The 18262-nt window shown below is 66.9% G+C and carries 17 protein-coding genes; 11 read left to right on the forward strand and 6 right to left on the reverse strand.

Annotation, left to right across the window (positions count from 1 at the left end):
- The first annotated feature begins 25 nt into the window (after positions 1-25).
- On the forward strand, positions 26-667 hold the full coding sequence (locus FXN61_RS07790; protein ID WP_167971663.1) for a peptidylprolyl isomerase: 642 nt from the start codon (positions 26-28) through the stop codon (positions 665-667).
- On the opposite strand, the gene FXN61_RS07795 is transcribed toward FXN61_RS07790, so the two are convergent.
- A complete protein-coding gene (locus tag FXN61_RS07795) occupies positions 636-4424 on the reverse strand; it encodes a CHAT domain-containing protein (RefSeq protein ID WP_167971665.1) in 3789 nt (1262 codons plus the stop codon). The two genes, FXN61_RS07790 and FXN61_RS07795, sit on opposite strands and share 32 nt — an antisense overlap.
- Positions 4425-4842: 418 nt before the next feature.
- On the opposite strand from FXN61_RS07795, the gene FXN61_RS07800 reads away from it, so the two are divergent.
- The 6 genes from FXN61_RS07800 to cobF are packed head-to-tail and all read left to right on the forward strand — an operon-like array spanning position 4843 to position 11588.
- Positions 4843-5970, forward strand: coding sequence for a GNAT family N-acetyltransferase (locus tag FXN61_RS07800; protein WP_167971667.1), 1128 nt, complete (start codon positions 4843-4845; stop codon positions 5968-5970).
- The gene (locus tag FXN61_RS07805) at positions 5967-7106 is read left to right on the forward strand and encodes a LuxE/PaaK family acyltransferase (RefSeq protein ID WP_167971669.1); all 1140 of its coding nucleotides are present in this window, start codon (positions 5967-5969) and stop codon (positions 7104-7106) included. The genes FXN61_RS07800 and FXN61_RS07805 overlap by 4 nt, the downstream gene beginning before the upstream one ends.
- Positions 7103-9271 carry an acyl-CoA reductase gene (locus tag FXN61_RS07810; protein WP_223165340.1) on the forward strand — a complete coding sequence of 723 codons (2169 nt, stop codon included), beginning with the start codon at positions 7103-7105 and terminating at the stop codon, positions 9269-9271. The genes FXN61_RS07805 and FXN61_RS07810 overlap by 4 nt, the downstream gene beginning before the upstream one ends.
- Complete coding sequence (locus FXN61_RS50555) at positions 9244-9576, forward strand: hypothetical protein (RefSeq protein ID WP_223165341.1); 333 nt, start codon at positions 9244-9246, stop codon at positions 9574-9576. The genes FXN61_RS07810 and FXN61_RS50555 overlap by 28 nt, the downstream gene beginning before the upstream one ends.
- A gap of 3 nt (positions 9577-9579) precedes the next feature.
- Positions 9580-10797 (forward strand): phenylacetate--CoA ligase family protein, encoded by a 1218-nt coding sequence (locus tag FXN61_RS07815; protein ID WP_223165342.1) that lies wholly within the window; start codon positions 9580-9582, stop codon positions 10795-10797.
- A 47-nt stretch (positions 10798-10844) separates the two neighbouring features.
- The gene (gene cobF / locus FXN61_RS07820) at positions 10845-11588 is read left to right on the forward strand and encodes a precorrin-6A synthase (deacetylating) (RefSeq protein ID WP_167971671.1); all 744 of its coding nucleotides are present in this window, start codon (positions 10845-10847) and stop codon (positions 11586-11588) included.
- Here cobF and FXN61_RS07825 read toward each other — a convergent pair.
- Genes FXN61_RS07825 through FXN61_RS07835 form a run of 3 tightly spaced genes read right to left on the reverse strand, consistent with a single transcriptional unit; the run spans position 11567 to position 13238 of the window.
- The gene (locus FXN61_RS07825) at positions 11567-12493 is read right to left on the reverse strand and encodes a prolyl hydroxylase family protein (RefSeq protein WP_167971673.1); all 927 of its coding nucleotides are present in this window, start codon (positions 12491-12493) and stop codon (positions 11567-11569) included. The genes cobF and FXN61_RS07825 overlap by 22 nt on opposite strands.
- The gene (locus FXN61_RS07830) at positions 12493-12669 is read right to left on the reverse strand and encodes a hypothetical protein (protein ID WP_167971675.1); all 177 of its coding nucleotides are present in this window, start codon (positions 12667-12669) and stop codon (positions 12493-12495) included. The genes FXN61_RS07825 and FXN61_RS07830 overlap by 1 nt, the downstream gene beginning before the upstream one ends.
- A gap of 41 nt (positions 12670-12710) precedes the next feature.
- A complete protein-coding gene (locus FXN61_RS07835) occupies positions 12711-13238 on the reverse strand; it encodes a TetR/AcrR family transcriptional regulator (protein WP_167971677.1) in 528 nt (175 codons plus the stop codon).
- A gap of 136 nt (positions 13239-13374) precedes the next feature.
- Here FXN61_RS07835 and FXN61_RS07840 point away from each other — a divergent pair, with 136 nt between their 5' ends.
- From FXN61_RS07840 to FXN61_RS07850, 4 genes are all read left to right on the forward strand, one after another.
- Entirely contained in the window at positions 13375-14190 is an 816-nt protein-coding gene (locus tag FXN61_RS07840; RefSeq protein ID WP_167971679.1) for an oxidoreductase, read from the forward strand.
- Between the two features lie 167 nt (positions 14191-14357).
- Entirely contained in the window at positions 14358-14516 is a 159-nt protein-coding gene (locus FXN61_RS51630; RefSeq protein WP_246290965.1) for a hypothetical protein, read from the forward strand.
- The gene (locus tag FXN61_RS55165) at positions 14513-15124 is read left to right on the forward strand and encodes a helix-turn-helix transcriptional regulator (RefSeq protein WP_312877593.1); all 612 of its coding nucleotides are present in this window, start codon (positions 14513-14515) and stop codon (positions 15122-15124) included. The genes FXN61_RS51630 and FXN61_RS55165 overlap by 4 nt, the downstream gene beginning before the upstream one ends.
- Before the next feature lie 177 nt (positions 15125-15301).
- On the forward strand, positions 15302-17074 hold the full coding sequence (locus FXN61_RS07850) for an alpha/beta hydrolase (protein WP_167971681.1): 1773 nt from the start codon (positions 15302-15304) through the stop codon (positions 17072-17074).
- A gap of 55 nt (positions 17075-17129) precedes the next feature.
- On the opposite strand, the gene FXN61_RS07855 is transcribed toward FXN61_RS07850, so the two are convergent.
- On the reverse strand, positions 17130-17477 hold the full coding sequence (locus FXN61_RS07855) for an antibiotic biosynthesis monooxygenase family protein (RefSeq protein ID WP_167971683.1): 348 nt from the start codon (positions 17475-17477) through the stop codon (positions 17130-17132).
- A gap of 67 nt (positions 17478-17544) precedes the next feature.
- On the reverse strand, positions 17545-18240 hold the full coding sequence (locus FXN61_RS07860; RefSeq protein ID WP_167971685.1) for a PP2C family protein-serine/threonine phosphatase: 696 nt from the start codon (positions 18238-18240) through the stop codon (positions 17545-17547).
- Positions 18241-18262: the final 22 nt, after the last annotated feature.

The raw sequence follows: 18262 nt of genomic DNA on the forward strand, positions 1-18262 counted from the left end.
GCTTCGGCGACTACGGTCGGCACTCATGAGGCTACTGCTCGCTGTCTTGATGATGGTCGTCCTCGCCCCGGTCGCGTCCGCGGCACCGGCCACCCCGACCGTGCGGTGCGAGTTCATCCCGACGCCGGAGAACCCGGCGGCCCGCCCGGTCCGGCCGCCGTCGTCCACAGTGCCCGCGAAAGGCACGGTGAAGGTCACCATCGTGACGAACTACGGGGTGGTCGTGGCCGATCTCGATCGCGCCAACGCACCGTGCGGCGTGGAGAACTTCGCGCACCTGGCACGAAGCTGGTTCTACACGATGTCCCAGTGCTGGCGCCTGACCGACACCACGCGCCTGGGCGTCCTGCAGTGCGGCGACATCTACCGCGCAGAGGAGGGCGGCCCCGGCTACCGGTTCGCCGACGAGGTGACCGGTAAGGAGACCTATCCGCGCGGCACGATCGCGTACGGGAACCAGGGTCCCGGCACGAACGGCAGCGAGTTCTTCATCGTGCACTCGTTCGCCAACATCAAGCCCGTGTACACCGTGATGGGTCACGTCACGTTCGGCATGGACACGCTGGACCGGATCGTGAAGGCCGGAATCGTGCCGAAGCCGGACGGGACTTTGGACGGTGCACCGAAGAAGCCGGTCAGGATTCTCCACGTACTAGCTCAGGGTTGAGCCGGTCCAGAATTCGATGGACCACTCCGCTGGTCACCTCGTCCACGTCGGCGAACGGCCTGTAATCACGTTCGCCGGCTTGGATGCGGCGCACGGCGTCCACCACGGCTTGCTCCTCCACCTTCGCGAGCACAGCATCCAGCGCTGTGGAGTCTTCGAGGTTCGCCACGACCTCCTCGGCGAAAGGCTTCCACCTTTCGAGCAAGACCACGAAGTGCTCGTTGAGGGCACTGACGGCGTGCTCCACCAGGTCCTTCCCGCTCAACCCGTCCTTGTTGAACAGGTCGACCAGTTCTCGGAACCGGACGCCGTCCGTCTCTTCGACCAGTGCGCACACCTCGTCGAACGGCGTGAGCTCAGCCTTGACGAACCCGCTGAACGCGAGCGTGGCGCCCCACAACGCCACGGTGTCGAAGTCGTAGCTGCGGCTGAGGCCGGCAGCGAGGACCGCGGCCAGCACGTGCGCCCACGCGCATCGTCTGGCCGCTTCCGAACTGCCCATCGACATGGCGAAGACCCGATGGCTGTGCACGATCTGGTCGAAGTCCCACATCGCGTAGTAGGCCCGGAGCGCGTCGCCGGCGCGGCCAGTCGCTCGCTCGCTGTGGCCGAGTGACATCTCGACGTACGCCAGCGTCATCGACGTCGGCCCGAGGTCTTCGACGCTGCTGGTGCCCAGCACGTCGCGGCACCAACGCAACAGTCGGAGTGCCTCGTCTCCCCGCTTGAGCTCGCGCAATGCTTGTGTGTAGTGAAGCGTGGCATGTGCCACCTCAGTCGGCAACGCACCTCTGCGCCGCAGCGAATCGACCACGTTGGCGCTGAGATGCAACACGAGATCCCACCGGCCGAGAGCAGTAGCCGCAGCCGCAGCCGCTTCGTACAAGCCTTCATAGATGGCATGAGGCTGTACATGCTCTCCATCGAGAGCCTCTTCGGCCTTCGGCATGCTCGCGAGGAGGTCGCAGGCGCCTTTGAGCACTTCGACGTGCTGTCCCATCATGTTCGTGACGCTCAGCAGTTCCACCTCGGCTGCCAGCTGTGTCCACACGCCAACTTCGGCCCGCCGGCCGCAGTCGATCATGATCTCGACGAACTTCTTCGCCTCATCCGGCTGACCACCCACTTTGCACGCGCCTACGAGTTCGCTGGCAACAGCCATCGCGACCACGAACTCTTCTCTTGCCAAAGCCATGCGCAACAGGCTTTTGGACATGTGGAAGGCGCTTTCGGGATTGGTCCGGGACACCGCTTTGGTCAGGACGGCGGCGATCCCGAGATCGTCACAGCTGCCCTCGCAAGCGCTCAGCGCCTCCTGGAGGACAGGGCCGACGGCCGCAGCGGCTCTGGCAGAAGGATCCTGGTCCAGCACTGATTCCGCGGCCCTGGCGAGGTTGAGCCACTGCCTGCCACGCCGGAGGTAGGGCATGGCGCTGAGCGCCGCACGCAAGATCAGCATTGTGGACTGCTCGTGGACCGGCGCGGCCGCGTCGATTTCGAGCGTCAGCATCCAGCTACCACCAACGTAAACGTCCACCTCAGCCCTGAACTCCACCTCGGCGTCAGCACGACATGTTTCGGCGACGCCGGGGTGGATGTCGAGGCCTTCGTCGTGCTCTGCGAGCAACGCCCGTTCGGCCAGGGGCCGGACCACCGTGGCGAAAGGCGGACAGGCCTCGTCCGGGTGGAACCTTTGCCAGAACCCGGGCCAGAGATCGTGGTGTGCCAGCTGCTTACGATCGCGATCCTCCAGACAGCACAGGAAACGCAAGAGGAACACGGAGTCCGGGGGCAGGGTGTCCACCGCGGCACGTGTCCACGCAGCAAGCACGTCGGCGTAGTCGGCATCGCCCATCTCGGTGTCGTTGAGGCGTGCTGCCAGCGCCTCCGGATCACCGGCGAGGCTCTCGGCGAACTCGATGAGCTTCGGATGTCCCCGCACCGTCTCCAACGTGCGGGCGGCGAGCAACGCGTGTGGCCCGTCCATCAACGCGCGCAGATTCGGCAGCAGGCGGGCGAGCAGCACGCTCTCCCGCAACGACAAGGCGTGCACCGCCTCGACCAACGCGGATGACGGCAGACCTGCCGGCGTTCTGCGCGAGGTCAGCACCAGCCGGGAAAGTCCACTGTGGCCGGACAACGCGGCGATGAACATTCCCCAGCGCTCGTCCCGCCAGCTGCCGTCGGCGCTCAGCAACGACTCGGCGTTGTCGATGACCACGAGCACTCGCTCGTGCTCCAGCATCTCCGTGAGCTTGGGGAGCTCGCGACACAGGCTGGCGGTGTCGTTGAGCAGGTGCAGCAGTTTGAGGCCGGGGATCTGAGCTTCGAGCGCGATCACGAAGTCGGACAACGCCATCGTGATCGACTGTCCGTCCGGCGGGGCCGAGTACCACGCGGTCGCGCCGAACGTGTGATGGAGCATGTAAGCGAGCTCCACGGCCGCAGAGGTCTTGCCGATGCCTGCCATGCCCAGAAACAGGACGCAGGACCGCCCGCTGTTCGGAGCCAGCGCGGCTGAGGCACGAGTCATCGGCCCGACCCTGCCGACCAGCCGGGCCGGTTGGCCGGGGAACATGGCCAGCTTGCGGCCCTCGATGCGGAACTCCGCACGTTCGCCCGCCGGAGCCACGACTTTCATGTCGGCCTGCGCACCGAACAGGGTCGGCGTCGCCACGGAGAACGACGGCACAACGCCCTGCAGCTCGGTCGCGGTCTTGGCCACAGCGAGCGCCAACGCCTGCACCACTGGCTGTCCCTTGCCCAGCAGGAGGTCGTAAAAGGTCTCGCTCAAACCGATCGCGAACTCGTCGGCGACCGGGTGGCGCATGGCCACCACCATGCAGTCGAGCCTGCGGACGAGTGCCGTCGCGACCGCGGGCAACGGCGCTGCTCCCGCCGGCTCGTCGTCGGAGCGTTCCGGCACCTGGAAACCGAGCAGCTGCAGGTGCCGTTCCGCGGTCACCGCCGCCGACGAGCAGGCGAACAACGACACGAGCTTGATCTGCTCGGCCGCGAGTGCGAGGAGATCGACCAGCTCCGCACTGGTGATCTTGTCGCGGCCACCGGACTCGGTCTCCAGCACCAGGCCGGCCGGCAGTCCGTGGCCGGACACGTGCACCACGTCCCAACCGGGATGGTCGAGCAGCGCTTCCGCCAACTGTTCCCGCGTGGCGCCGTACTGGATGACGCGCAGTTCTATGCGCTTTTGGTGCACCTTCACGATGTTGAGCATCAGCCGGGCCAGCGCAACGCGTTCCTGCCGCAGGCTCAACGCTCCAGCGCGTTCGGGCAGGCTGAACACCGCGAGCACGCGCAGCGCGTCTCCGACCTCGCGCTTGCGCCGGACCTCCCGGTCGACGAGGTCCACGACGAAGGTGACGCGCGCGGCAGCAAGCGTTCTCCCATCGACGTGAGCCAGCTCCCACGGGAGATAGGCGAGCAGTTCGGTGCGTTCGTCCAGCTCCAGTCTCACCGCACCGCCAGCGCGCGCGACCGCCGCTGCCACCGGCCCCAGCGCCTGGTCTCCGATCCAGGCACCGATCTGGGCCACCACGGCGGCCTCGGTCTCCCGCCTGCGGTCGCTCGCCGACGCGGTGCAGAGGTAGGAGTGCAGGTTGAAGAACGCCTCGCACTGCCACTCGTCCCTGTTGAGGTCCACTTGGTGGTCGCCGACGAACTCACCGGTGTCAGCGTCTGTCAGCAGCCATCGCCACCGTGTCGGGCCTTGGTAGTCCCGCACTTCGAGCCGGAGCATCGCGCAAGGGTACTCACCGTTCTTCCCGACCCTCTCAGGTAGTCGCCGTTTTGTTGAAACTGCGACTAGTTGCTTTTGGCCAAGGAATAGCGCGGCGAGAGAGCGTGGTGTTGACATGTGACAGAAGGAAAAGGGGCCGGGAAAGCGACCTCGATCACAGCCTTTCAGGCCCCTCACCAGCTAGGACTCACCCGAAAGAACCATCGGCAATTAAGGGGGATTTGATGGTTCGTGTGATCCCGCTCGCCCCGAGGAATCAATTCCGCAGCTCGTGCGGTTCCCTCACCTGAACGGCGGTTGTACCGGCCAGTAACGTGGAAACGGTCAACCCCCAGCATTGGCAAGAAGTCGGTCCGGGCTCCCGCCAGCTCCGTGCATCGGCTCATTCAGCATGCGCGGAAACGAAGGAGGAACAGGAGTGGCACCCGAGTTCGAGCAGGCTCGGCTCGACGACGTCGACGACCTGCTCAGGCTCTACCGGCGGGCGCACGGCGCGAACTACCCCATCGCGATGGGCACCGACCCCGACGTCATGGTGGCGGAGATCGAGGCCGCGCACACCACGTGGCTGGTGTGGCGCAAGGACGGCCACGTGGTCGCCTCGATCACCGGGCACGTCGAAGCCCAGGACCGTCTCGGCAAGATCGCCGGCCTGGTGGTGGATCCCGCCGCGCAGGGCGGCGGTGTCGCGCACCACGCGGTCGGGCAGATCACCGAACGGATGCTCGCGAGCGGCGAGGTCGACTCGGTCTACGGCACCGCGCGGACCATTCACCTCGCGCCGCAGAGAGTGTGCCTGCGCAACGGTTTCCACGCGCTCGGGCTCGTGCCGAACCTGTTCAAGCACGCCAAGAGGGAAACCATGGCGTTGCTGGCCAAGCACCGTGACGGCGTCCTCGGCCAGCGGGCCGAGGTCCACAAGGTTCCGAAGAGCCTCGAGAAGCTCGTCATGACGACACACGAGAAAATCGGGCTCCCCGCGCTGCCGGAGTTCGTCGACGACAGCGACATCCCCGCAGCCGAAACGTCACGACTGGAGATCATCGAGGCGTCGCGGTTCGTGCAGCGGCACTTCGAGCGCAACATCAACGACCCGGCGCGCCGGTTCTACCCGCTGCACAAGCCGAACGTGCTGCTGGCCGACGAGCAGGGCGAGTACCAGATCTACGGTCACCTCAACCGCCACGACGGCTACTGCACGATCTTCGGTGCGACACCCGGTCCGCAGAAGCTGTTGCCGCATCTCGGCGGCGTGATCGACACGCTGGCAGGAATGGGTGCGCCGCACGTCGAGACGCTGGTGCCGCTGCACGAGTTCGACGAGCTGAGTGCGTTGCTGGCGTTCGGTTTCCTGCCGGTGGCGCTGTACCCGGCGATGCGCAAGGACGGCGACCTCTACCACGACTACGTGGTCATGGTGCACACGCCGCAGCCGCCCGACTTCCGCGGGCTCACGATCGACGAGGCGTTCCGGCCGTTCACCGAGCAGTACATCGAGCTGTGGACGCAGAAGTTCCTCAACACCAACGGAGTTTTCTGTTCATGAACCCCCACCTCGGTCCAGCAACGGTGCCGGACCCCTCGCTCAGTGCTGTCCAGGCGCTGTGCGACATCGTGGCGCCGTACGACCACACTGACGAGACCTTGTTCCTCGAAGCGATGAACGAGTCGAACCGCTGGCACGCCCAGCGCAACGAGTTCTTCCGCAGCCTGTGGAACGGCAAGCCACTCAAGGACATCACCGAACAGCCTTACGTGCACGCCAACTTCTTCAAGATGCACGAGGTGCTGTCGGTGCCGCGCGACGAGGTCGTCGTGCACGCCACGTCGTCCGGCACGACCGGGCAGAAGTCGCAGATGTTCTGGGACGCCTGGACGTTGCGTGCGGGCAAGCGGATGGTCGCGCGGATCTACGACCACAACGGGTTCATCGACGACACCGAGCCGGTGCACTACCTGATCAACCTCAACCAGCCGATGCCGAGCGTGAAGCTGGGAAGCTCGTTCACGGGCCAGTTCATGACCGACTTCGCTCCCGTGCGGTCGGTGGACTACGGCCTCGCGCACACCGGCGCCGGCCACGAGTTCGACGCGTTCGGCAGCATCCGTGCCCTGCAACGGTTCGCGGACAGCGGCCTGCCGGTGCGGATCTTCGGGTTCCCGGCGTTCCTCAGCTTCACCATCGACCGCATGCGCGCCATGGGCGTGGAGCCGCTGCGGCTCAACGAGCGTTCGCTCGTGTGGTTCGGCGGCGGCTGGAAGGGCAACGCGGACAAGCAGATCGGCAAGGAAGAGCTGCGCGCCAAGGTCACCGAGATGCTCGGCATCCCGGACGTGCGGATCCGCGACAGCTACGGATCGGTCGAGCACTCCGTGCCGTACGTCGAGTGCGCGCACCACAACCTGCACGTGCCGACCTGGTCGCGCGCGATCGTCCGGGACGTCCGGACGCTGGAGCCGTTGCCGCACGGCGAATCCGGCTACATCCAGTTCGTTTCCCCTTACATCACCTCGGCGCCCGCGCAGAGCGTGCTGATGGGTGACCTCGCCGCACTGCACGCACCTGAGGAGTGCGGGTGCGGCAACGAGACCCCGTGGTTCGAGATCCTCGGCCGCGCCGGTGTCTCCCGCAACCGTTCCTGCGCCATCGCCGCAGCAGAGCTCCTGAAGGACAAGGCATGAACCGGCACTTCTGGCAGGGCGAGTGGGTCGGCGACAAGGACATCGCTGACCGGCTCGACACCCTGGACGACCGCACCCAGCAGGTCATCACCGGCCCGCGGCTGAGCCCGCTCGTGGTGCTCGCGGCCGCGGAGAAGCTGGTGCTGGAGAACCACCGCGCGGCGCTGGTCGCGTGGGGTCTCGACGAGACGGAGATCGACGAGACGCTGGACGCGTTGCGGCACGCGGTGAGCAGGCCCGAGCTGGAGCGCAAGCTCAAGCGCGAGCTCGGCAACCTCGACCCCGCGCGGATGGTCCGCTTCGACTTCCGCACGCCCACGTACGAGGCCTGGGTGCCGCTCGGGCTGCTCGCGCACGTGACTGCGGGCAACGCACCCGCGGCGGGCGTCCTGAGCGCCGTTGAGGGCCTGCTTTCCGGCAACCTCAACGTCATCAAGGTCGCTTCGGACGACTCCGGCTTCACCGCCGACGTGCTCGCCGAACTGGCCTCGCACGACCAGACCGGCCAGATCGCCGCACGGCTCATCGTGCTGCGTTTCTCGTCAAGCAACGCCGACTGGATGGCGCGCATGCTCGGCGCGGCCGACGCCGTCGCGGTGTGGGGCGGCGAGGAAGCGATCAACGGCGTCACCGAGCTGGTCCGGCCGGGCACACGGGTGATCGACTGGGGCCCGAAGCTGTCGTTCGCCTACCTGACCCGTGACTCCTGGTCCGATGTGGACACACTGCACGCGCTCGCCGCGGACGTGTGCCAGCTGGAGCAGCAGGCCTGCTCCAGCCCGCAGGTGATCTACCTCGACACCGAGGACCCTGCACAGGTCTTCGCGTTCGCCGAGCGGTTCGCCGGCGTCCTGGAGCTGACCGGGCAGCCGACCCGCGAGCCGTCGCAGGCGGAGTGGGCGGAGATCACGAACACCGTCGTCGTGGCGCAGCTGGAAGAGCACCTCGGCCTCACGAAGGTGCACACCGGCGAGCACTGGCGGGTACTGGCGGACGTGCGCTCCGCGTTGCGCACGTCGCCGCTGTACCGGACGGTGTGGGTGAAGCCGCTGGCGCGCAAGCAGGTCACCTCCGTACTGCGGCCGATGCGCCGCTACCTGCAGACCGTCGGCCTCGCGGCGGATCGACCCGACACAGCCGCACTCGCCCGCGCGTTCGTCTCCGTCGGCGTGCAGCGGATCACCACGCCGGGCTCGATGCTCGGCGGCTACAGCGGTGAGCCGCACGATGGCGTCTACGCGTTGCAGCGCTACAGCAACCGGGTCTCCGTGCAGCTCGACGACAGGTTCGTCACGGACGCGTCTCTGGACGACCTGGCCGAGTCGCGCCAGCTGCCCGTTCCGCCGGTGTCCGTGACGTTGAAGTCCGACTTCGAGACACTGCAAGACCGTTCTGCGGACGTGTACTTCCGCAGCGGCGGCAGCTCTGGCGCGCCCAAGCTGTCCGCGTACACGTGGGCCGACTGGGACGAGCAGATGTGGGTCGGCGCCGAGGCGTTGCTGGCCACCGGACTCGACCCGCGGCACAACCGGATCATGAACCTGTTCTTCAACGGGCACATGTACGCGAGCTTCGTCAGCTTCTTCTCCGCGCTGGAGCGGATGAACGCCGTGCAGTTCCCGATGGGCGGAGAATGGGACCAGCTCGACGCGATCGCTCAGGCCATTGTGGACAACCGCGTCGACACGCTGCTGACCGCGCCCTCGTTCGTGCAGCGGCTCTTCGCCGAGCACGGTGAGCAGCTGAAGGCGTACGGCGGCATCCGCAAGATCTTCTACGCGGGCGAGCACTTCGGCGCGCAGGCCATCGCGCGGCTGCGGGACGAGTTCGGCGTCGAGACAATCCGCTCGGCGGCCTACGCGACCGTCGACGCGGGACCCGTCGGCTATCAGTGCCAGGCGTCCGACGGCAAGGTGCACCACCTGTTCACCGGCTTGCACACGCTGGAGATCCTTGATCCCGAGACGGACCGGTCGTCTCGGGATCCGAGCCCGGCAGGCTGGTCTTCACCACGCACACCCGGCGTGGTCAGCGGCTGGAGCGCTACGAGATCGGCGACCTCGGCCGGTGGATCTCCGGCGACTGCCCGTGCGGCCGCCGCACACCGAGGTTCGAGCTGCTGGGCCGCACCGGTGACGTGTTCAGGGCAGCCGCGCAGACGTTGAACTACCGGCGATTCCTCACGATTCTGGAAGACGAGCACAGCTACGCCGGCGCGTTGCAGATCGAGCTCAACGAGGACGCGTCCGGCGAGGAGTTGGTGGTGCGTCTGGAATGCGGGCGTGCACCGGAGCCCGCCGCCAGCCAGATCACGCTGCTTTCCCGTTATGCCGAGGTCGCGGAGGCGGTCGAGCAGGACGGGTTGCTGAAGGTGCGTGTGGAGAACGTTCCACTGGCGGACTTCGTGCGGACGAAGAGCAGCGGCAAGTTGATCGCGGTCGTCGACCAGCGCAGCAGCAGGAGTGTGTGAACCGTGTCCGTGCTCGACCTCATTTGCTATGCCCGCACGCACTCCCCGTTCTACGAGGAGCTGTACGACGGCGTCGAAGGCTCCGAGCTGGCCGACCTGCCGGTGGTCGACCAGGCGGCGTTCTGGGCCGCGAACACCGTCCGCGACAACCGGGTGCTGACCCGCGCCCACACGGACGGGCTGATCTTCAAGACCGGCGGCACGACCAAGGCTCCTCGGGTGTCCTTCTACAGCACCGAGGAGTGGGACGCGATGTGCCGCACGTACGCGGAGACTCTGCCCGCGGCCGGGCTGCGGCACGGTGACCGGATCGCGAACCTGTTCGCGGCCGGCGAGCTCTATTCGAGTTTCATCTTCGCGTTGAACGCCCTGCAGCGGTCGCCGATCGACCTGGTGCAGCTGCCGATCACCGGCAGTGCTCCTGTCGAGTTCACCCTGACGACGATGCAGGACTTCGACGCCAACGTCGTGGCGGGCTTCCCGACGACGTTGTGCCGGCTGGCCGCGCACGTCGTCTCCTCGGTCGGATCGCTGCCGTTGGTTCGGTTGATCCTCTTTAGCGGTGAGGCTTTGTACGACGATCAGCGTGCCCTGCTGGCCAGCGCATTTCCCGAGGCCGAGTTCCGGTCGTTCGTCTACGGCAGCGTGGACGGCGGGATCATCGGCACGGCGGTGCTCGACTCGGACGATCCTCGGGTCTTTCGCTCCTTTGTGGACAGCTCAGTGCTGGAGATCGTCGACATCGAGACCGGCAAGGTGATCACCGAGCCGGGCCGTCCTGGGCGGTTGCTCCAGACCGATCTGACCAGGCGGTTGCAGCCGATGATCCGCTACCCCGTCGGCGACATGGCGGAGTGGGTCGACCAGGAGGACGGGATCTTCCGGCTGCTCGGGCGGGCCGACGAGGGCGCGCGGGTCGGGCCCGTGACGTTGCACCTCGACCACCTGCGGGCGGCCGTCGACCGCGCCGGGATCGTGCACAACGGCGTTCAGGTCGTGATCCGACGGGTGGACGCGCGGGACCAGCTGGTGCTGCGGATCGCCGGCGAGGCTCAGGACTTCGAGTCCGTGCGCGATCAGGTCCACGTGATCAGCCCACGGTTCGAGCTGCAGGTGGGGCGAGGAACCGTGGCACCGCTGGAGGTGGAGTGGGTCTCGGCGCTGGAGGTCAATCCCCGCAGCGGGAAGACCGTCCGGTTGATCGACGAACGCCCGTGCTGACCTGCCGCGCTTGAAGGAGCCGACCCTGTTGTAGTTAGTGTGTGCCGGTGCGAAAGATCCTGGTCATCGGTATCGGCGCGGGCAACCCCGACCACCTGACGGTGCAGGCCGTCAAGGCGTTGCAGACGGTCGACGTGTTCTTCGTGCTGGACAAGGGTTCTGTGAAGCAAGAGCTCGTCGACCTGCGGCAGTCGATCCTCACCGCGCACGTGACGCGGCCGTACCGGTGGGTCGAGGGCAGGGATCCGGAGCGTGACCGCGCGGCCGCGGACTACGTCTCCGCTGTCGACGACTGGCGCCGGGCTCGCGCGGACGTCTGCCTTTCGTTGCTCTCGGAGCTGGGCGAGGACGAGGTCGGGGCGTTCCTGGTGTGGGGCGACCCGTCCCTGTACGACTCGACGCTGGCGATCCTCGACGACCTGCTGGGCCGCGGCTCGGAGTTCGAGGTCGAGGTGATCCCCGGGGTCACGTCGGTGGCGGCGTTGACGGCCGGGCACCGCGTGTCGCTGAACCAGGTCGGCAAGCCCGTGCAGATCACGACAGGACGGCGGCTGGCCGCCGGGTGGCCCTCCGATGTGGACGACGTGGCCGTGATGCTGGACGCGTCGTACGCATTCGAGGGCGTTGACCCGGACACGTGGATCTACTGGGGCGCGTATCTCGGGATGCCGGACCAGATCCTGGTGTCCGGGCGGGTCGGGGACGTGGCCGCGCAGATCCGCTCGGTGCGCGAGGAAGCCCGTGCGCGCAAGGGCTGGATCATGGACACCTACTTGCTGCGCAGGACCTGATCCAGGTTCTGCAGCCGGATCTGTTCCGCGGCCTCGTCGTGGAGGAACGGCAGTGTGCAGAAGCGGCGGCCCGTCGTGACCGGTGTGACCTCGTGCAGCAGTGAGCAGGAGAACACGAGGGCATCGCCTGGTCGCGCTCGGTAGGTTCTGCGGCCGTACTCCGGGAACCTGAGTTCGCCGCCCTCGAAGTCGTCGTTGAGGTTGATCGTGACGGCGAACCTGCGGTGTGCGGTGCCCTTCGTGGTGTTGTCGCGGTGGGCTTTGAAGTGACCACCGGTTTCGGCCTCGTAGCAGGCGATGATCCAGCGTTCGACCCGCGTGGCCCTGAACTGGAACGCTCGCTGGATCTCCGGGATCAGGCGGCGTTCGACGCGGTCTTTGAGGCCTTGCCTGAGCGGGTCTTCGAGCGTGAGGTCTTGGCGGCGTTTGTGGGCATGGTCGTGAACGGTTGCGGTGCGGCCCTGGTCATCCGTGCGCATGAAGCCGCTGTCTTGGCCGCCTTGCCGTTCGTAATGGGCGACGAGTTCTTGGCAGAACTCCGGCTCCAGCACGCGCGGCACGGTGAGGACAGGGGCGGCCAGGCCGATGTCCGGCACGTCCGGGATCGGTTCGCCCTGCGGCACTATCGCTTCGACTCGGAGGTTGGCGTCGAGCAGTGCGGAAGCCTTGCCGATGCCGTACGCGGTCGCGATCTGGCCGTCGTCGACGATGACCGTGACGTCGTCCGGTGGGTCGCACGGCTTTGGCACGACCCACACGAGCTTCTCTTCTGCTGCCAGCAGGTGCTCGTCGAGTTCATCCACAAAGGACAGGATGACCCGCTGCCCCGCTTCCTCGCTGAACCAGTAGCCGCCGTCCTCGGTCCTGACGGCGAACAGCGGCGCCCGGTCGCCCGGAGTGACCATCAGAGCGTGTCGTTGCCGTCCGGCAGCATCAGGACGTCGTTGCCGTCCGGTGCGATGAGAATGTCGTTGCCCTGCGGTGCGATCAGGACGTCGTTGCCGTCGGGCGTCGCCTCCGCGACTCCTCCGGTCATGGCCGTCGCGACGATCACCGAACCCGCGATCAGAACCTTGCGCACGTTCCCCACCCCCAGTTGTGGTTTTCGTCCTGGGGTCGAGGCTACTCGGCGATCAGTCGCCTGACCGCGCGTTCGACGAGTTCACGGGTGGCGTTCGGGGTGCTGAAGGCGAGGATCGACGTGTGCACGACCAGGTCCAGCAGGTCCGAGGCGTTGAACGCGGCGGAGACCTTGCCCTCCATCTGCGCCTTCGCGACGGCCTCGACCTTGTGCTGGTAGGCCTCGGCTTCCGCCTTCGGGATGGCGTCGAAGCCGTTCTCGAGACGGTGGTAGGCCGCGAGCCTGAGCACCTGCGGCCGCTCCACGTACGAGTCGAACAGCCGGCCCGCGTAGTTCGGCAGATCATCGGGCGTGATGGGGACGGCCTCGATCATGCGGTCGATCTGGATCTTCAGCAGCTCGTCGAACAGGCCCTCCTTGCTGCCGAAGTAGGCGTAGATCATCGCCTTGTTGCAGCCTGCCTTGGCCGCGATGCGATCGACCCGCGCGCCCGCGATGCCGTGCTCGGCGAACTCGTCCAGCGCCGCTTCGAGCAGCTTCGCCTTGGTCGCTTCCTTGTCCCTCACCACGCTCCGCATTCTAACCAACCGGTTGGTAGAAGCAACTAACCAGTTGGTTGACAGGCTGGCGCCGACGTGGTTGCCTGGATTTAGCAACCAAACAGTTAGTTAGTCCAGCCAACCGGTTAGTTGGGAGTGGAGCGTCATGAAGGTCGCACTGGTGACGGGAGCGTCGTCGGGGATCGGTGAGTCCACGGCGGATGAGCTGCACAAAGCGGGATACACCGTGTATGCCGCGGCGCGCCGGGTGCAGCGGATGGAAGGGCTGGCCGCCAAGGGCGTCCGGGTGCTGGAGATGGACGTCACCGACGACGACTCGATGGTCGCGGGCGTCAAGCAGATCATCGCCGAGGCCGGACGGATCGACGTGCTCGTGAACAACGCCGGCTACGGGTCGTACGGGGCGTTCGAGGACGTGCCGCTCAGCGAGGGCAAGTACCAGTTCGAGGTCAACGTGTTCGGGCTCGCCCGCCTCGTGCAGCTGGTGGTGCCGCACATGAGGAAGCAGAAGAGCGGGCGGATCGTGAACGTGTCGTCGATCGGCGGCAAGATCTACGAGCCGCTCGGCGGCTGGTACCACTCGACGAAGTTCGCGGTGGAGGGCCTGAGCGACTCGTTGCGGCTGGAGCTGAAGCCGTTCGGGATCGACGTCGTGGTGGTCCAGCCCGGCGCGATCAAGACCGAGTGGAGCGGGATCGCGCTCGACAAGCTGCACAAGACGTCAGGAGAGGGCGCGTACAAGGAACAGGTCCGGCAGCTGGCCGCGTTCTTCAGCCAGGCCGACCGCGGTTCGGAGCCGAAGGTCATCGCGGACGTCATCGTGAAGGCGGCACAGGCACGGCGGCCGCGGACGCGGTACGCGGCAGGCTTCGGGGCGCGGCCGATTCTCTTTGCCCGCAGGGTGTTGCCGGACCGTGCGTTCGACGCGATGTTCCTCGGGGCGATGCGCCGCTTTGCCTAGCGTCTGAGCAGGTACCTTCGGTTCAGCACCACCGAGGGGAGTCGTGTGCACGAGGGGCTGTCGCAGGAAGCCGAGCAGCTGTACCTGGCCATGCTGCGAGCGCGAAGAGCGAGCCCGGCGCGGCGCACGAAGAGCTCGAACGGCTCGGGCTGATCAGGAACAACGACGTGCGCCCGCCGCGTTCGGCGCTGGCCGCGATCGCGTCGAGCCACGAGACCGCGGCCGTCAGGGCCAGGGAGACCGCCGAGGTCCTGGCCGCCGCCTACGCCGAGCACGGCGCGAAGGAGGTCGACTTCGTCGAGTCCTCAAGGAGGCGGACGAGGTGATCAGCACGTTCGAGGAGATGCAGAGCCAGGCCAAGACGGAGATCCGGGCGCTGGACCCTGGTTCGTACCTGAGCCCGCAACCGGAGGCGAGCCCCGCGCAGCCTCCGGCGCTGGCCCGTGGCGTCGGGTACCGGGTCGTGTACGAGTCGTCGTTGCTGCAGACCGAGCAGGGATTCGCGTCGGTGCAGGAGAGCATCGCGGTGGGCGAGCAGGCGCGGACGTTCCCCGGTGTGCCGCTCAAGCTCGTGATCGCCGACTCGGACAGGGCGTTGATCGCGGTGCCGACGGTCACCGGCGGGAACGTCGTGGCACTTCTCATTCACCCGTCCGTGCTGCTGAGCGCGCTCATCGAGTTGTTCGAGGCGTTCTGGCGGATGGCCGTGTCGATCACGCCGGGCAGCCAGGAAGACACCCGTGAAGAGCCGACGACCGCGACCCGGAGGCTGATGGCGCTGCTCAGCGCGGGCCTGACGGACGAGTCGATCGCGCGCGAACTCGGCGTCAGCGAACGGACGGTGCACCGCCGGGTGAGCCGGCTGCAGCAGCTGCTGGGCGCTCAGACCCGGTTCCAGCTCGGCGTGCAGGCGTCACGGCGCGGTTGGCTCTAGTCACACATCGTCACGGACATGAGGAGTGTTCATCACTCTGTGAACATCTTTCGTGACAGTTTTCAGACATGGCGACTTTCTGCCACCCCTCACGAGTGTCAAACGAGGGAAATCCCTTTCCTCCCTTGATGCAAGCGCGGCCTCACTCGGCCGTGCGGGGGCAGGAAGGGATCCACCGTGAGGAAGTACTTCAGAGGCGGCGTCGCCACGGTGACAGGGGTGTTGCTCGCCACGAGCATCGTGCTCACGCCGACGGCGAGCGCGGCAGCGAAGCAGGACCCGGACACGCAGGCGCTCGCGGGCGCACTGGCCACCCAGACCGTCAAGTGGGAAGAGTGCAGCTTCCCCGGCGTGGCCGAGGAGACCGTCAAGAAGTTCAAGACCGTCAAGGGCCTGGCCTGCGCCACCGTTCAGGTGCCGCGCGACTGGCACAACCCCGGTGACGGCAACACGATCGGCATCCGGGTCTCCAAGACCGAGACCGCGTACAAGGGCACCAGCCGTCAGGGCATCGCGCTCGTCAACCCCGGTGGTCCCGGCGGCTCCGGCCTGCCGTGGGGCCCGGCGATGGCCCTGCGCGCCCCGGTCCTCGCCGGTCAGTACGACTTCATCGGCTTCGATCCCCGCGGTGTCGGCCTCTCCACGCCGCTCACGTGCAGCTACACCGTCCCGAACAGCACCGACATCAACGTGCTGAACAAGGCGAAGGTCCAGGGCTGCCTCGAGAACCCGCTCACCCAGTTCATCACCACCGAGCAGACCACCTACGACATGGACTTCATCCGTGTCCTGCTCGGCGAGAAGAAGATGAGCTACATCGGCTACTCCTACGGCACGTGGCTCGGCACCTGGTATGCCGCCACGTTCCCGAGCAAGGCTCACCGCTTCCTGCTCGACTCGGCCGTCGACGCCTCGCAGCCGACCCTCGAGAAGACCTGGGACCTGCAGCCGCGCACCCGCGACCGCCAGTTCCAGGAGGCGCTGCTGCCCTACATGGCGCGCAACGACGCCACGTACGCCATGGGCACCGACCCGATGGAGATCCGCCGCAAGTGGGAGAAGACCGGCGGCACCCGTGAGTTCCTCGGCCAGCTGTTCGTCGCGTGGTTCGTGATCCCGGCCATGTACGACACCACCCAGTACCCGACGGCCGCCTCGGCGGTGGCCGCGGTGATCGGTGACTCGGCGCCTGCCGGCACAGACTCGGAGAAGGTCTCCGCGCTCGTCGCGAAGATGCTTGCCACGCAGGGCCTTTCGGTCGAGAACAAGGCGTTCATCGCCAAGGGCAAGGAGAACGCGCTCGCCGCGATCGCCAAGAAGGAGCGCGTCGCGGTGAAGTCCACGACCGCCGCCGCCGAGGTCGAGACCTGGGACGCCACGTTCGAGGCGATCCGCTGCCAGGACGGTCAGTGGAACCAGAACCTGCACTACTGGAACTACTGGCTGGCCGACCTGACCGTGAACGCGCCGTTCATCGCGCCGTTCATGAGCACGCCGCTGTGCGCGTACTGGCCGACCAATAACTCGATGCCGAAGCCGGACAAGAAGACGTTCCCGCGCCTGCTGGTCGCGCAGAGCGAGCTCGACGCCGCCACGGCGTACGAGGGCGGTCTGGCCACGGCGAAGGCTCTGCCGAACGCGAAGCTGATCAGCGTCGACAACGAGGGCTCGCACGGCCTGTTCCCGTACAACACGGACTGCGTCGACGACCCGATCGTCTTCTACTTCCAGACCGGTGCGACCCCGCGCAAGCAGTTCACCGGCTGCCAGGCGCTCCCGCTGCCGAACGAGGACAAGACCTACGACGTCGGCGGCAAGCTCACCAACGGCAAGGTGAAGATCAAGATGATCACGCCGGCCGTCAAGGAGGCCAACAAGATCGTCAAGGACCTGCTCAGCGGCTCCGCCACCGCGGCTGCCGACGAGTCGGGCATGCCAGCCAACCTGTAACACCTTTTCAAGCTGCGACCCCCGGCACGGTGCCGGGGGTCGTTTCCATTGTTGGTCAGTCCGCACGCGTGAAGCCGTGGCTCCGCTCCACTTTCGCCACGTGCAGCGTGTAGCTCTGGTACCACTCGGCTCGCCCGCGCTTCTGCGCCTCGCGGTGCTCGGCGTTGGTCCGCCATTCCGTGAGGGCGTCGGCGTCGCGGAAGTACCCGACGGTGATGCCCAGCCCGCCTGGAGTCTGCGCGTGGTCCATCCCCAGGTAGCCGGGGATGTCCTTCACAAGTTCTTCCATGCGTGCGTTGGTCTCGCGGTATCCGCTCTGGTCCTCGGTTCGCACCGTGGTGAAGACCGCCACGTAGTACGGAGGTTCAAAGGCCTCGACGGGGGCCTCCGAGTGATCGCTCATGGCGCCACCGTAAGGCGGGATGCGCCCACCGATCCACTGGCTTTTCGGCTCACAGGACGGCGTTGGGCTAGCGCTGCCACCACTTCTTCTTGGCCACGTCGGTGATCACGCAGGTGATGTTGTCGGGGCCGCCGTTGCCGTTCGCGAGCGCGATCAGCTGCCAGGCCGCCTCCGTACCGTCCCCCGTGGACAGCAGGATCTCGTGGATGTCCTCGATGTCCGCGTAGTCCGTGAGGCCGTCGCTGCAGAGCAGGTAGCGGTCTTCGATTTTGGCCTGGTGCCACGAAAGATCCGGATCATGCGAGTTGCCGGACTGCAGGGCGCGCAACACGTACGCGCGGCGTGGGTGGTTCGCGGCCTCCTCCGGTGTCATCCGGCCGGCGTCGACGAGAGCCTGCACCATGGTGTGGTCGTGGGAGATCTGGCGGAGTTCGCCTTCCCTGAGCACATACGCGCGGGAGTCTCCGATGTGACCGAGCTGGAAGGCGAGGCCCTCCCAGCGCATCGCTGTGAGCGTGGTGCCGGCGCCCTGCGGCGCCTCGGCGTCGAGCCTGCGCGCGATCTCGGCCACCGCCGGGCCGAGGTCGCCCTGCCACGATGCGAGGACGTTCACCGCGATGGCACTGGCGAGCTCGCCGTGTTCGTGGCCGCCCATGCCGTCCGCCACGGCCTGCAGGTCCGGGCGCACGTAGACCGAATCCTCGTTGTGCTCGCGGACGAGCCCAGGATCGGTCGCCACGGCGATGCGCAGCTCGTGTGTCATGACTCCAGTAGACCAGTTGTGA

This window comes from Lentzea indica (genome assembly GCF_012184385.1).
Lineage (GTDB): Bacteria > Actinomycetota > Actinomycetes > Mycobacteriales > Pseudonocardiaceae > Lentzea > Lentzea indica.